The following is a 13,462-nucleotide window of genomic DNA, read 5'->3' as shown; positions in this document are numbered from 1 at the left end:
CATTAGCATCGCCCCATCATGCGCATCCTTTTGGCAGAAGACGAACACAGCCTGGGAACCTGGCTCAGCCGGGCGCTGGAGCACGCCGGCATCCAGGTCGAATGGGTCAGCGACGGGCTGATGGCCGATCGGGCCCTGCAACATGCCGACTACGACGCGTTGGTGCTGGACCTGGGCCTGCCGGGGCTGGACGGCCATGGCGTGTTGCAACGGCTGCGCGAACGCGACCAACGCCTGCCCGCGCTGATTCTGACGGCGCGTGATTCGCTGGACGAGCGGGTGCGCCTGCTCAACGCTGGCGCAGACGACTTTCTGGCCAAACCTTTCGAGCTGGCGGAGCTGGAGGCACGCCTGCACGCCCTGGTGCGACGCGCACGGGGCAACGAACACCCCCGGCTGGCCTGCGGCTCGCTGGTTTACGACGGCCAGCGCAAGCAGTTCACACTGCAAGGCGCGCCACTGGCCTTGTCACCGCGCGAACTGGCAGTGCTGCGGGTGCTGGTGCAACGCAGCGGCGAGCCCTTTTCCAAACAGCAAATACTGGATCGGGTGTTCTCTGACGACGAAGACGTTCACCCAGAAGCCGTGGAAGTGTTTGTGCACCGGCTGCGCAAACGGCTGGAAGGCAGCGACGTACGCATCACCACCCTGCGCGGGCTGGGCTACGCACTGGAGTGCAGTTGATGGCGCTGTGGCGCAGGACATGGCAGCCCGCTCTCTCTGGCCTGCGCCTGTGGCAGCGCCTGGCCATCGTGCTGATGCCCCTGCTGGTGCTAGTGACGGCGCTGGAACTCTGGATGACACGCCACGATGCGCTGGAGGCAGCCAACGCGGCGTATGACCGCTCGCTGGTGGGGGCGCTCAAGGCCATCGACGCGGGTATCTCCACCGCATCGGGCGGGCTCACGGCCGAGCTGCCCTACAGCATGCTGGAGTTCTTTGAGCTGACAGCCAGCGGATCGGTGTACTTCCGGGTAGCGACGTCCGATGCGTTGGTAGAGCTGGGCAATGCCGATCTGCCCTTACCGCCCCGCCCGCTGGAGCCAGGTGTTCCGCGTTTTTACGACGCCCAGTATTTTGGAGAGTCCTTGCGCCTGGTGGCTTACCAGCGCCCCATTTCGGCAGATGCGAGTCTGAACGGAACCAGCCCGGGGCAGTCGAATACCAGCGTCATCGTGCAAGTGGGTGAAAGCACCCAATCGCGCCGCGATTTCACCCTGCGCTTTGTGCGCCGCGCAGCCCTGCGGGATGGACTGATCCTGGTGCTGATGGTGCTAGGTACTGCCGGAACCCTGGCGCTGGCCTTGCGCCCGCTGGCACGTTTGGCGCAAGGCGTGAAAGACCGCAGCCCGGAAGATATGACGCCTATCCCGCCACAGGATCTGCCCGCAGACATCCGCCCCCTGGTGTCCGCCGTCAACCAGCACATGACGCGCAACCAGGCGCTCATCACGCAGCAAAGAGAATTTCTGGACGACGCATCGCACCAGTTGCGCACCCACCTGACCACTTTGCAGATGCAGGTGGACTATGCACGGCGAGAGCCCAACGGCGACCTGGTGCAGCAGACACTGCAAGCCCTGGGAACCGAAATTTCCCGTGCCACCCGCAGCACGCAGCAATTGCTGGCCCTGGGGCGCAGCGACACAGCCGCCCTGGATTTCGCGCCCCTGGACTTGTCCAGCCTGCTGCGCACGGTCGCTCTGGAACTGCTACCCCAGGCACGCGCCAAGCAGATCGACTTTGGCATTCAGCCGCCTGCCCCGTCGCATGCCATGGCCGTGGCCGATGCCCACCTCATGCACGAAGCGCTGACCAATCTGGCAGCCAACGCCATTGCCTACACCCCATCAGGGGGCACTGTCACGCTGGCAGCAGCCGGGGACGAGCTGGGCTGGAGCCTGAGCGTGGAAGACAACGGACCCGGACTGACCGAGCAGGAACATGCCACCCTGGGCCAGCGTTTCAAACGCGGGCAGCAGGCGAAGACGGCTGGCTCGGGCCTGGGGTTGTCAATTGCGCGGTCCATCGCACAACGGCATGGGGGCGCGTTACGCCTGCAAAACCGGGAAAGTGGCCAAGGCCTGTTGGCCCTGGTGTGGTGGCCCAAGCCCGCCGCCCACCAGGGTGGTACAGCCGGGCCCACATAATCCCCGACGCAGCAGCATCCTCCGCGAGCCAGCTACTGTAAACCTTGCATCCAGCACTATGCCAAGCCCTTCGGAATCCGCTGTTCTGCCCCGCCGCGTTGCACTGCACGCAGCTGCGCTGGCGCTGACTCCGCGCTGGGTGTGGGGGCAAGATGCCACCGCAAAGGATTTGGCTGGTAGCGAATGCATCGCACCCTCCAAGCCGGGCGGTGGTTTTGATCTGACCTGCACCTTGGCCTCCCAGGCCATCGCCAAGGTGCGCCCCGCCTTTGCGCCACTGCGCACCCGCTACCTGCCAGGCGGCATTGGCGCCGTGGCTTTTGACCGGGCAGCCACGAGTCGGCTGGATTCTCGCCACGCTCTGGTGGCCTTCTCCAGCGGCTCGCTACTGAATATTGCCCAAGGCCGTTTTGGACCGCACCGGTTGGACGCAGTGCGCTGGGTGGCCACGCTGGGCACTGACTACGGCGTGGTGGCCGTACACCCACAAAGCCCCTTTCAAACGCTCACGCAACTGATGCAGGCGCTGCGCGACAGCAATCAGCGGATGGTGTTTGGGGCCGGCGGCACGCTGGGCAGCCAGGATTGGATGAAAGCCGCGCTGCTGGTGCGCCATGCTGGCAGAGACCCCCGCCACATGCGCTTCGTATCTTTTGAAGGGGGCGGTGAGGCCATCAAGGCGCTGGTAGGCGGGCACATCAACGTCTTTACCGGAGATGCCGCCGAGGCCATGAAGGCACAGGCCCATGGCGCGAAATTTCGGCTGCTGGCGGTGCTCTCGCCCGCCCGACTTCCTGGCGCACTGAGCCAGGTGCCCACCGCCACAGAGCAAGCCACGCATCTGGTATGGCCCACCGTGCGGGGCGTCTACATGGCCATGGGTACGCCACCCGCGCTGGTGTCGGCCTGGACGGCAGCCTTCGCGCAGGCCCATGCAGCCCCCGGCTATGCGGCACTGTGCCAAATGCATGGGTTGACCCCGCACCGGCTCACCGGAGCAGCCTTGGAGACCTACGTGCAAGCCAGTGTGGAGGAATACCGCCAGCTCGCGCGGGAGCTGGGCTTGCGGCTCTGGAAGACAGGCACAGCCTGAATTGGCTGGCCGCCTGGCAGCCAAGCCCGTGCTCAGCCGCCCGCTTCCTGCGCTTCAGCCGCTGAGTCTTCCTGGCTGGGGAGGCGGGTTGCCAGCACCTTGTCGATGGTCTTGCCATCCATGTCCACCACTTCAAACTTCCAGTTCTCCCACTGCACGGTATCCGTAACTTTGGGCAGACGGCCGGTGAGCAGCATGACCATGCCGCTGAGGGTGTGGTAGCGACCGCGCTCTTCCTCTGGCACGGAGTCGAGGTTGAGGCGATCCTTGAGTTCGGGCACGGGAATGTGCCCATCCAGCAGCCAGCTGCCATCTTCCCGCTGCAGAGCCCAGGAGGTCTCGGGATCGCGGGGCTGGAACTCGCCGGTGATGGCCTCGATCAGGTCTTGCAACGTGACGATGCCCTGCACTTCGCCGTACTCGTCGATGACAAAGGCCATGTGCACATCCGACAGCCGGAAGTTGTCCAGCAGCTCCATGCCCGTGATGGTCTCAGGCACATACAGTGCGGCCTGCAAGGGCTGGTCTGCCAGCGTGTGCTTGGGGTCGCGCAGCGCGCGCGCCAACCATTGGCGAGCATTGATCACGCCTTGAAGGTGGTCCATGCCACCGCGCACCACCGGGAAGCGGGCGTGGTCAGATTCTTCGATGCGGCGCAGGTTCTCTTCAAAAGACGCATCCAGATCCAGACACACCACATCGCCACGGGGCACCATGAGGGAGCCGATCTGGCGATCGTCCAGGCGGAACACGTTGCGCACCATGGTGTGCTCGTGCGACTCGATCACCCCGGCCGTCGTGCCTTCGACCAGCATGGCGTGAATTTCTTCTTCCGTCACCGGGCTGCCGCTGGTTTCCTTCACTCCAAGCAAGCGCAGCAGCGTGCGGGTAGAGCCCGACAGCAGCAGCACAAACGGCTTGGTAGCAACCGCCAGAAGATTGATAGGCCGAGCCACCAGGCGGGCGAATGTCTCGGGGTGAGACTGCCCGATGCGCTTGGGCACCAACTCGCCCACCACGATGGAGAAATAGGTGATGAGCACCACCACCAAACCGGTGGAGGCATACCCAGCGTAGGGCGATGGAACCCCCACCACGGTCAGCCACTCGGCCAGAGGCGCAGCCAAAGCCGCCTCACCCACGATACCGTTCAGCACACCGATGGAGGTGATACCGATCTGGATCGTGGACAGGAATCGCGTGGGGTCTTCACCCAGCTTGACGACGGCGGCAGCGCCGTTGTCGCCCTCATCAATCAACTTCTGCAGCCGCGCCTTGCGCGCAGTCACCAGCGCGATTTCCGACATGGCAAATACGCCGTTGAGGCAGATGAGAGCGAACAGTATTGCTATTTCCATATGAAGGGCGCCGAACGCGCCCTGTGTACCAAGAAGCTGTGCATTGTAAGAAACTCTGTCAGATCGCTCATGACGGGTACATGGCAATCGGCCAAAGACACCCGGCGCAGCGAATGAAGAAGGGGCGATGGGCGCGTGTCAGCGCTCCAGCCACCACTGGATGACCACCTTGGCCAGAAAGCCCAGGAAGCCCACCCCCAGCCCGAGAAACAGCACGAAGGTGCCAAAGCGCCCCGCCTTGGACTCCCAGGCCAGCTGCCCAATGATGAACAGCATGTAGAGGATGAAAGCCCCCACGCCATAGGTGAGGAAGAAGCCCGAAATCTGCGCCTCGGTAAAACCAAAAATCACGATGACACCCCACTGCGTTGCCCCGTGGCCACTGCCGCATCGCGCAGTGGCAGGCTGGATGCATCCACCAGGTCACGATAGGCGTGCCAGCTGGCGTGGCCCAGCATCGGCATCACAAAAATCAGCCCCAGCAGCAAGGAGCCCAGCCCCAGCAAGGTGAAGCCCAGAATCAAGGCAGCCCAAAACGCCATGGGCAACGGGTTGGCCACCACCACTTGCCAGCTGGTCAGCACCGCCACCCGCAGCGAAGCGCGCCGGTCCAGCAGCAGCGGCATGGCAATCACGCTCGACGCGAAGATCGGCGCCGCCAGCAGGCTGCCCAGGGCCAGCCACAGCTCAAACAACCAGCCGTTGTTGGCCAGCACCACATGGCGCATGAAGTCCATGGGAGTCTCTACCGGCACCGGCGCCAGCAAGGTGATGAAGGCGGCAGAGGTAATCACCCAGCCCGTGGCCGCCAGCGCCAGCAGCGCGCCAAACTGCACCATGCACCAATAGTCGTTGCCCCACTTGTTGAAGTGGCTGTTTTGCCAGTTCAACCAGGTTTTGAGCACGACCCCCAGGTTGGCCTCCTGGCGCTGCTCCAGCGCCCGACTGAGGGCATACAGGCTTGTAGCCAGCACGGGCGCCACCACCAAAAAGCCGGACAGAGCCCCCGCCAGCAGCCAGAAGCGGTGGTGTGCCACCGCCAGAATGGCGCCGCCAAAGGCAGTGATCGCCAGGCCGTGCGCAAAGCTGATCCAGCCCGAGCGGGCCATGTCACGCCATGCAAGCACCAACCAGGTCATGGGTTGCATGAGTCCGACGGTGCGTACCTGCGGCAAGGGAATCGGCGTTTTCGGCATGGGCGTCTCGGGCTAGGGTCAATCAATCAGCGTTCAAACAATGGACAGCGCAAGCCAAGCCTTCAGCCCAGCAGGCGGCAAAGGTGCGTGAGGCTTGCCACCGTGGCATGGGGTCGCTCGGGGTGCGGCCAGTCGTGCCCGGCGGTGTTCAGCCACACGGCCTGCATACCGGCCGCCAGCGCGCCCTGGGCGTCCGCTGTGGCGTCATCGCCGATGTGCAGCACTTCGTGGGGCTGCACCTGGGCTGCCTGGGCCGCTGCATGAAAAATTCGTACATCGGGCTTGGGCACACCAAAATCCTTGGCGCTGATGCTGGCCTTGAAATAGTGACCAATCCCTACGCGGTGCACATCGGCGTTGCCGTTGGACACGGCCACCACCGGGTAGCGGGCCGACAGAAACGCCAGCGTGTCGTGCGCGTCGTCAAACAGTTCCACCCGCTGGCGCTGGTCAAAAAACACATCAAATGCAGGTTCGGCCAGGGCGGGTTCGTCGCCCGCTTGCTGCAGCGCCAGGCGAATCGACTCCAGCCGCAGCGCGCTCAAGTCGTGCACCAGATCGGGCCGCAAGGCCACCATCTGGTTGCGTATGGCGCGCAGCGCCTCGGTGTTGGCAAACAGCCTGGCAGTGGCCGGTGCGTGCAAGGTCAGCCAGTGCAGCAGCACTTGTTCGGCCTTGGCAATGGTGGGCCAGATGGGCCACAGGGTGTCGTCCAGATCAATGGAGATCGCGCGCACGCGGCCCACGTCCAGAGCCAAGGCGGCCTCGGCAAGCTGGGGTGCATCGGGGGTGGAAGCAGGCATAGGGGCCAGAGAATACTCCACCACGCCAACGGCTCCCGCCGCATTTGCCACAATCAGCGCATGCGCTCACCCTTCCATCCAGAACCCCCCTACACCCACGGCCAACCCGAGCGCACCGCCGTGCTGCTGTGCAACCTGGGCACGCCCGACGAAGCCACAGCGCCCGCGCTGCGGCGCTACCTTGGCCAGTTCCTGTCAGACCACCGCGTGGTCGAGATCCCCAAGCCCCTGTGGATGCTGATCCTGCACGGCATCATTTTGCGGGTGCGGCCGGCCAAATCTGCCGCCAAATACGCCAGCGTCTGGACGCCGGAAGGCTCGCCCCTGGCGGTGTGGACGGCCAAGCAGGCCACCTTGCTGCGCGGCTGGCTGGGCGAAGCCGGGCACAACGTGCTGGTGCGCCACGCCATGCGCTATGGCAACCCCTCCATCGCCAGCCAGCTCGATGCGCTGAAGGCCGAAGGCGCCACGCGCATTCTGATTTTGCCGCTGTACCCGCAATACTCCGGCACCACCACCGCCAGCGTGTTTGACGCCGTCTACACCTGGGCGGCCAGCACCCGCAACGTGCCCGAGCTGCGCTTTGTGAACCACTACCACGACGACGCCGGCTACATCGAAGCGCTGGCGCGCACGGTGGAGTCGCACTGGAAAGAGAACGGCCAGCCAGACCAACTGGTGATGAGTTTTCACGGCGTGCCCGAGCGCACCCTGCACCTGGGCGACCCCTACCACTGCGAAGCCCGCAAAACCGGCCGCCTGCTGGCCGAGCGCCTGGGTCTGCGGGAAGACCGCTACCAGATCACCTTCCAGTCGCGCTTTGGCAAGGCCAAGTGGCTGGAGCCCTACACCCAGCCCACCATCGAAGCCCTGGCCCAAAAAGGCACGCGCCGTGTCGATGTGATCTGCCCCGGCTTTACCAGCGACTGCCTGGAAACGCTGGAAGAAATCAACATGGAAGTGCGTGAAGCCTTCCTGCACCACGGTGGCAAAGAGTTCCACTACATCCCTTGCCTGAACGACACCCACCCGTGGATTGGCGCCCTGAGCCGAATCACCCAGCAGCACCTGCAAGGCTGGCCCACCACCGTGGCCGGGGCTGACGCGCAGGAAGACGCTCGCAAGCACGCGCTGGCCGGCGGTGCGCCCCAAGGGCGGTGCCCGGTGGCACACTGATTGGCAATGTGTGCCAGCAACTGCACCACGCCACGTTAGGTGTGCAGCTGCGTTCAATGCCATTTGCTACTATTTTTATAGCTTGCTGCGCTTATCCATCAAGCGCTGCAGGCACTTTTCATTGATAACAACCTGCACCCAGCGGCAAACGCTGGAAGGTTTTTGCACCCAGCCATGCCCGCCAACGCCCTCTCCGCCTCGCAACTGCGCCTGACCATCGACCCCACCTCGCTCGGTTTTGCCAGCACCGCCGAGTTGCAAGATTTGCCCCTGCCGTGGATCGGGCAAGAACGCGCGCAGGCTGCCGCACAGTTCGGGCTGCACATGAACCAGCCCGACTACCACCTCTTTGTGCTGGGCGAGGTGGGCAGCGGGCGGACATCCCTCATGCGCCAGGCCATGCAGACGGCCGCAGCCCTGCGGCCGGTGCCGCCAGACCTGTGCTACCTGCACAACTTTGAGGCCCCCGAGCGCCCCTGCGCCCTGCGCCTGCCCGCAGGCCAGGGCCGCGTGTTGCGCCGGGCCATGGCAGAGCTGGCCAAGGCCCTGCAAACCGATATTCCGCGCCACCTGAGCAGCCCCGACTTCCGCGCGCAGGCCCGCGCCATCGAGCAAACCTACGAAGCGCAAGAAGCCAAGGCATTTGCCGTGCTGGAGGCCTTTGCCCAGGCCCGGCAGTTCCGTCTGCAGCGCTCTGACGAAGACGGCGGGCACATGGTGTTCACCCTCACAGGCGCCAGCGGCCAGCCCCTGACCGAAGCTGAAGCCCGCGCCCTGCCCCCAGAGCAACGCGCCCGCATCGACGAAGCCGAACAAGCCCTGCGCGCCGAAATCATCGCGTTTGCGCAAACCTTGCGCCCGCTGGAACGCGTGCGCGACGACGCACTGAACGATCTGCGCAAGCGCACCGTGCGCCCCCTGGTGCAGCAAGCCCTGGCCACCGTGCGCAGCACCGTGCCCGAACAGCCCGAGGCACTGCAAACCTGGCTGCAGCAAGTGGAACGCGAACTGCTGCAGCACCTGCACTGGTTTGAACTGGCCGAGCCCCCCAAAGACAGCCCCAGTGACACCAGCACCGACAAAAGCAGTACCCCTGCCAGCACGCCCAGCGATGACGAAGACGACGGCGATGCCCATGACGCACTGAACCGACTTCTGCACCTGTGCCAGGTGCATGTGGCGGTAGACCACCACGGTCAAACCAGTGCGCCCGTCATCGTGGAAGACAACCCGCAGCACCGCACGCTGTTTGGCAACATCGAACCGCACAGCGATGGCGACACGCCCCACGCCGACTTCACCGGCATTCGCGCTGGCAGCCTGTTGCGTGCGCACGGCGGCTTCTTGCTGCTGCACCTGCACGACCTGGTCAGCGAAGAAGGCCTGTGGGCGCGCTTGCGCCGCTTTTTGCGCTGCAGCCGCCTGCACATTGACGAATCCGGCAGCAGCGGCAGTGGCTCTGCCCCGGTAGCCCTGCAACCCGAAGCCGTGACGGTGGATGTGAAGATCGTGCTGATCGGCTCGGTGGACGAGTACTACGCCCTGCAAGATGCCGACCCCGACACCGCCCGGCGGTTTCGCGCCAAGGTGGACTTTGTGGAACGCTTTGCCGCCAGCCCTGCCACCCGCATTGCCAGCGCCATCTTTGTGGCCCACAGCTGCAAACGCCGGGGCCTGCCCCACTTTGGCGCGCCCGCCGTAGCCCTGCTGCTGGAGCAAGCCCACCGCGAGGCCGACGACCAGGGCCGCCAAAGTGCCCAGTTCGCACTGATCGAAGCCCTGCTGATGGAAGCCGCCGCGCTGTGCCAGGCCCGGGGTGGCACGCTGGTGGAGCCAGCCGATGTGCGCGCCGCGCAGCAGGCCCGCATGCTGCGCCACAACTACCCTGAGGAGCAGCTGCACGAATCCATCGTGGAGGGGGAACGCCTCATCACCCTCACCGGCAGCGTCACCGGGCAGATCAATGCCCTCACGCAGATCGACCTGGGCGACTACCGCTTTGGCTTTCCGGTGCGCATCACCGCGCGCACGTTTGCCGGGCAGGAAGGCCTGCTCAACATCGAGCGCGAAGTGGACATGTCCGGCCCCATCCACGACAAGGGCGTGCTGATATTGCACAGCTACCTCACCGCGCTGTTCAGCCATGTGGCACCGCTGGCGCTCAACGCGTCCATCGTGTTCGAGCAGGAATACAGCGGCATCGAAGGTGATTCGGCCTCGTGCGCAGAGCTGTACGCACTGCTGTCCAGCCTGTCGGGCCTGCCGCTGCGCCAGGGCATCGCGGTGACCGGCGCATTGAACCAGCACGGCGAGGTGCTGCCCGTGGGCGGTATCAACGAAAAAATCGAAGGCTGGTTCCGCGCCTGCGCAACGGCGGGGCTGGACGGCACCCACGGCGTGCTGATCCCCGCCCGCAACCAACGCCACTTGATGCTGGACCGCAGCGTGCTGGACGCGGTAGAGCGCGGGCTGTTCCACGTCTACACCATGGGGCACGTGAGCGAAGGCATTGCGCTGCTGACGGGTGAGGCCTCAGGCATGAGCCCGGCGGAGTTGCTGCAGGCCCAGGCGGATGACCTGGCCGGAGGCGCGGCCACGGTGGAAGACACGGTGATGCAGCGGGCGGAGATGACGCTGCGGGCGTATCGGAGGGCCTGCCAGGTGGCGGGGGCAGCGCGGAGGGGAAGATGGGGGCGGGGGCGGCAGAGAGGCCAGTGACCCATGAGATTGAATACTCATGGGTTTAGCTGCTTGGCAGCGGTTGCTGCCAGTCACAATTTGGTCGCTGGCTTGATGCGTAGCAACTGAGGCACAACTATGAAACTGGCTCAGGTGAAGGACAAGTACTTGGTCCCCTGAGCATGGCGACCACGGTTTTCAAGAGTCCTATGATTCGCAAGGCGCACTTCCGCTGTTCGTTGGCTCGGCAAACTGGTTTGCGGAAAATCTTGCTTCGCGTGCGTGAAAACACCCACGGCTTCTACAAGCTCGCGCGCTCGCTGCTTCAAACTGGCCGCTGCTGCGGCGCTTTGTTCGACCAAGGCTGCGTTTTGCTGTGTAGCCTGGTCCATATGACCCACTGCTTCTCCAACTTGGGCTACCCCGGAACTCTGTTCGGCACTAGCCAAGCTTATTTCTCCTACGATGGACGCAACGCGGTTGATGCTGCCAACTACCTCGGTCATCGTTGCTCCCGCCTTATCTGCAAGCACTGAGCCTTCCTCGACGCGGGCGACACTCGCTGAGATCAACGCCCTGATCTGCTTGGCGGCCTCGGCTGAACGGCCAGCCAGACTGCGAACTTCGGTAGCCACCACGGCGAATCCCCGACCTTGCTCACCAGCCCTTGCCGCCTCAACCGCAGCATTGAGGGCCAGGATATTGGTCTGGAAGGCAATGCCATCAATCACGCTAATGATGTCGCCGATGCGTCTAGAGCTTTCGTTGATACCCTGCATCGTTTCGACCACCTGGTTCACCACGTCTCCACACCTCACCGCGACAACAGACGCGCTGGCTGCGAGTTGATTGGCTTGACTGGCGTTTTCGGCGTTCTGCTTGACCGTAGCACCAAGCTCCTCCATCGAAGCAGATGTTTCTTCTAGTGAGCTAGCTGTCTGCTCAGTGCGAACGCTGAGGTCGTCATTACCGGAGGAGATTTCACTGCAAGCTATATCCATCCCCTGGGTCTGCACGCTGACATCGTCCACCAGTGAACGCAAGTTGAGGGCGGACTGATTGACGGCTCTTAGCAGCATGCCAATCTCATCAACGCGGTTGAGCGAAACATTCCTCTCCGGACTGCCCATGGCGGCAGACTGCGCCACACGAAGTACGGTAGCCAATGGCACCGCAACCTGCGCGCGCAGCCACAAGAAGTTGGCCAGGGCGGCTATAGTAGCCGTCCCTGCGACAATGCCCAGAGCCCCTGCAGAGAGTCCAGCTGCCAGAGAAACTGCTGCAACCACACCGGCGCTGGCCATTGCAGCTGCGCCCAGGCGCCAGGTAACCGAGGCGGTTTGCAGAATCGAGGCCCAACGCATTACCCCTGTGCGTACGAGAATCCCTTTGAACAGCTTGCGGTTTCCCGCCCGGCCTTCCCGCATATCGCGGTAGAGAGCTTCCGCCGCCTCTATCTCATGCCGAGAAGGCTTGGTGCGCACTGACATGTAGCCGACCAGTTGGTTGTTGCGATGCACGGGTGTCGCATTGGCCCGCACCCAGTAGTGATCACCATTTTTTCGGCGGTTTTTTACCAGCGCTGACCACGATTGTCCCTCCTTCAGGGTCCTCCACATATCAGCGAACGCTTCCTTAGGCATGTCCGGATGACGCACCAAATTGTGGGGTTTGCCAATGAGCTCGTCGCGCTCAAAGCCGCTGACCTGTATGAACGCGGAGTTTGCGTAGGTCACGCAGCTTTGGGTGTCGGTCATCGACATGAGGGTGACGTCATCGTCGTAGTCGAATTCTCGTTGGGTGACGGGTTGGTTGTTTTTCATGATGTTGTGTTGGTGATTTTTTGGGGGATGCGATGAGTGAAAGGAGACGTGCCTGGGGTATCACGGCATTTCAAAAACTCTCCCAGCTGTCCGCCACACCGGCAGCGTCTGCAGCTGCTAGGGATCGGTGCGGATCCATACAAGCCAAGCGATGCACGCGGCAGCGGTATTGATCGCGCTGTCCAAGGTCAGTTGGGAGCGCACGGTCGTGTTGTGGACGTTCATGGCAAATGCTCTCAACAGGTTTCGGGGATGCCGCTTTGGACACGGGTCATCAATTGGGGGATGTCGAGAAGTAGCAGGGTACGTTTCAGCCCCTCCTGCGTGATGCAGGCCAGACCCTGGATGTAGTGAGCTTCTCTGCGTTCGCTCAATGTGGGCATAGCTCGCAACTGCTCCGCCTGCAGAGCAACCACGTCGGAAACTGAGTCGACGACCAGGCCAACCGGGTGCTGATCCTCCGGTGTCAGCACAACGGTGACCGTGGCTGCATCAAGTTGGGCATCGAGACCGAGCCACACGCGCAAATCGAGAACCGGGACGCTCACACCGCAAAGGTCCAAGATGCCACGCACATGGGGAGGTGATCCGGCGATGCGCGTGGGCTGCTCATAAAAGCGGATTTCCTGGATGCCGAGGATGTTGACGCCATACGCTTCTACGCCGAGGCGAAACGCGAGGTACTCCCCGGCAGCTGGAGGGGCCCTCGACGGCTCAGCGGCGATCGCCAAGGAGGTCAGCTCAGATTTCATCGCTCACCTTTACTTTGTGATAGATGTGATGAACATTAATTGATGTACGTGATTTTTACAATCTTTCTTCCAATGATTTTTATAATTTTTTTATCAATTACTTTTCAAGTTTGCACTTTTATAGCCAATGAGCTGCCATTGGCCGGCTTGTTTTGCGTACTTTTACAGGTGAGTGTTCTCAGTGTTTTAGGGGACAAACGCGTTTCAGCAATACCACGGGTCTGCCACGCAGTCGTCTAACTCTGCGGCGCCGCGCGACAACCATTCGTCGATCCCCCTGGCCCCCGACCGGTAAAAGGCAAGGAACGCGATTTTTTGATTCCAATTGATGTTTACAGCCAACCTGCTTACATTGTTGGCACCTATCCATCTGTTTTGAATAAGGATCTATCCGTAAATTAAACTATGTTCCTAATTCGCCCGTGATGCGGC

General features: G+C 63.0%; 11 protein-coding genes. 5 read left to right on the top strand and 6 right to left on the bottom strand.

Annotation, left to right across the window (positions count from 1 at the left end; translation table 11 throughout):
• Nucleotides 1–18 precede the first annotated feature (18 nt).
• Genes PQV96_RS07960 through PQV96_RS07950 form a run of 3 tightly spaced genes read left to right on the top strand, consistent with a single transcriptional unit; the run spans nt 19 to nt 3,243 of the window.
• Nucleotides 19–684, top strand: coding sequence for a response regulator (locus tag PQV96_RS07960; protein WP_273624958.1), 666 nt, complete (start codon nt 19–21; stop codon nt 682–684).
• Nucleotides 684–2,150 carry a sensor histidine kinase gene (locus PQV96_RS07955; RefSeq protein WP_273624957.1) on the top strand — a complete coding sequence of 489 codons (1,467 nt, stop codon included), beginning with the start codon at nt 684–686 and terminating at the stop codon, nt 2,148–2,150. Before PQV96_RS07960 ends, PQV96_RS07955 begins: the two co-directional genes overlap by 1 nt.
• Before the next feature lie 58 nt (nt 2,151–2,208).
• A complete protein-coding gene (locus tag PQV96_RS07950) occupies nt 2,209–3,243 on the top strand; it encodes a tripartite tricarboxylate transporter substrate-binding protein (protein WP_273624956.1) in 1,035 nt (344 codons plus the stop codon).
• 32 nt (nt 3,244–3,275) lie between these two features.
• Here PQV96_RS07950 and PQV96_RS07945 read toward each other — a convergent pair whose 3' ends face one another.
• The 4 genes from PQV96_RS07945 to PQV96_RS07930 form a co-directional block, all read right to left on the bottom strand.
• Nucleotides 3,276–4,601, bottom strand: coding sequence for a hemolysin family protein (locus PQV96_RS07945; protein ID WP_273624955.1), 1,326 nt, complete (start codon nt 4,599–4,601; stop codon nt 3,276–3,278).
• A 138-nt stretch (nt 4,602–4,739) separates the two neighbouring features.
• Nucleotides 4,740–4,952 (bottom strand): DUF2788 domain-containing protein, encoded by a 213-nt coding sequence (locus tag PQV96_RS07940; protein ID WP_044402495.1) that lies wholly within the window; start codon nt 4,950–4,952, stop codon nt 4,740–4,742.
• The gene (locus PQV96_RS07935; protein ID WP_207374768.1) at nt 4,949–5,797 is read right to left on the bottom strand and encodes a DUF2189 domain-containing protein; all 849 of its coding nucleotides are present in this window, start codon (nt 5,795–5,797) and stop codon (nt 4,949–4,951) included. Before PQV96_RS07935 ends, PQV96_RS07940 begins: the two co-directional genes overlap by 4 nt.
• Nucleotides 5,798–5,859: 62 nt before the next feature.
• Nucleotides 5,860–6,600 carry an HAD-IA family hydrolase gene (locus tag PQV96_RS07930; RefSeq protein WP_207374769.1) on the bottom strand — a complete coding sequence of 247 codons (741 nt, stop codon included), beginning with the start codon at nt 6,598–6,600 and terminating at the stop codon, nt 5,860–5,862.
• A 60-nt stretch (nt 6,601–6,660) separates the two neighbouring features.
• Here PQV96_RS07930 and hemH point away from each other — a divergent pair, with 60 nt between their 5' ends.
• Both hemH and PQV96_RS07920 read left to right on the top strand, forming a co-directional pair.
• Entirely contained in the window at nt 6,661–7,776 is a 1,116-nt protein-coding gene (hemH, locus tag PQV96_RS07925; RefSeq protein WP_207374770.1) for a ferrochelatase, read from the top strand.
• Between the two features lie 174 nt (nt 7,777–7,950).
• Nucleotides 7,951–10,494, top strand: coding sequence for a Lon protease family protein (locus PQV96_RS07920; RefSeq protein WP_273624954.1), 2,544 nt, complete (start codon nt 7,951–7,953; stop codon nt 10,492–10,494).
• A gap of 110 nt (nt 10,495–10,604) precedes the next feature.
• Here the strand turns inward: PQV96_RS07920 and PQV96_RS07915 are convergent, their stop codons facing one another.
• Entirely contained in the window at nt 10,605–12,278 is a 1,674-nt protein-coding gene (locus PQV96_RS07915) for a methyl-accepting chemotaxis protein (protein ID WP_273624953.1), read from the bottom strand.
• A gap of 236 nt (nt 12,279–12,514) precedes the next feature.
• Nucleotides 12,515–13,030, bottom strand: a complete 516-nt coding sequence (locus tag PQV96_RS07910; RefSeq protein WP_207375715.1) for a chemotaxis protein CheW — start codon at nt 13,028–13,030, stop codon at nt 12,515–12,517.
• Between the last annotated feature and the right edge of the window lie 432 nt (nt 13,031–13,462).

This window comes from Acidovorax temperans, assembly GCF_028596105.1.
Classification (GTDB): domain Bacteria; phylum Pseudomonadota; class Gammaproteobacteria; order Burkholderiales; family Burkholderiaceae_C; genus Acidovorax; species Acidovorax temperans.
The sequence above is the reverse complement of the archived record's forward strand: the minus strand, read 5'-3'. Positions and strand labels throughout refer to the sequence as shown.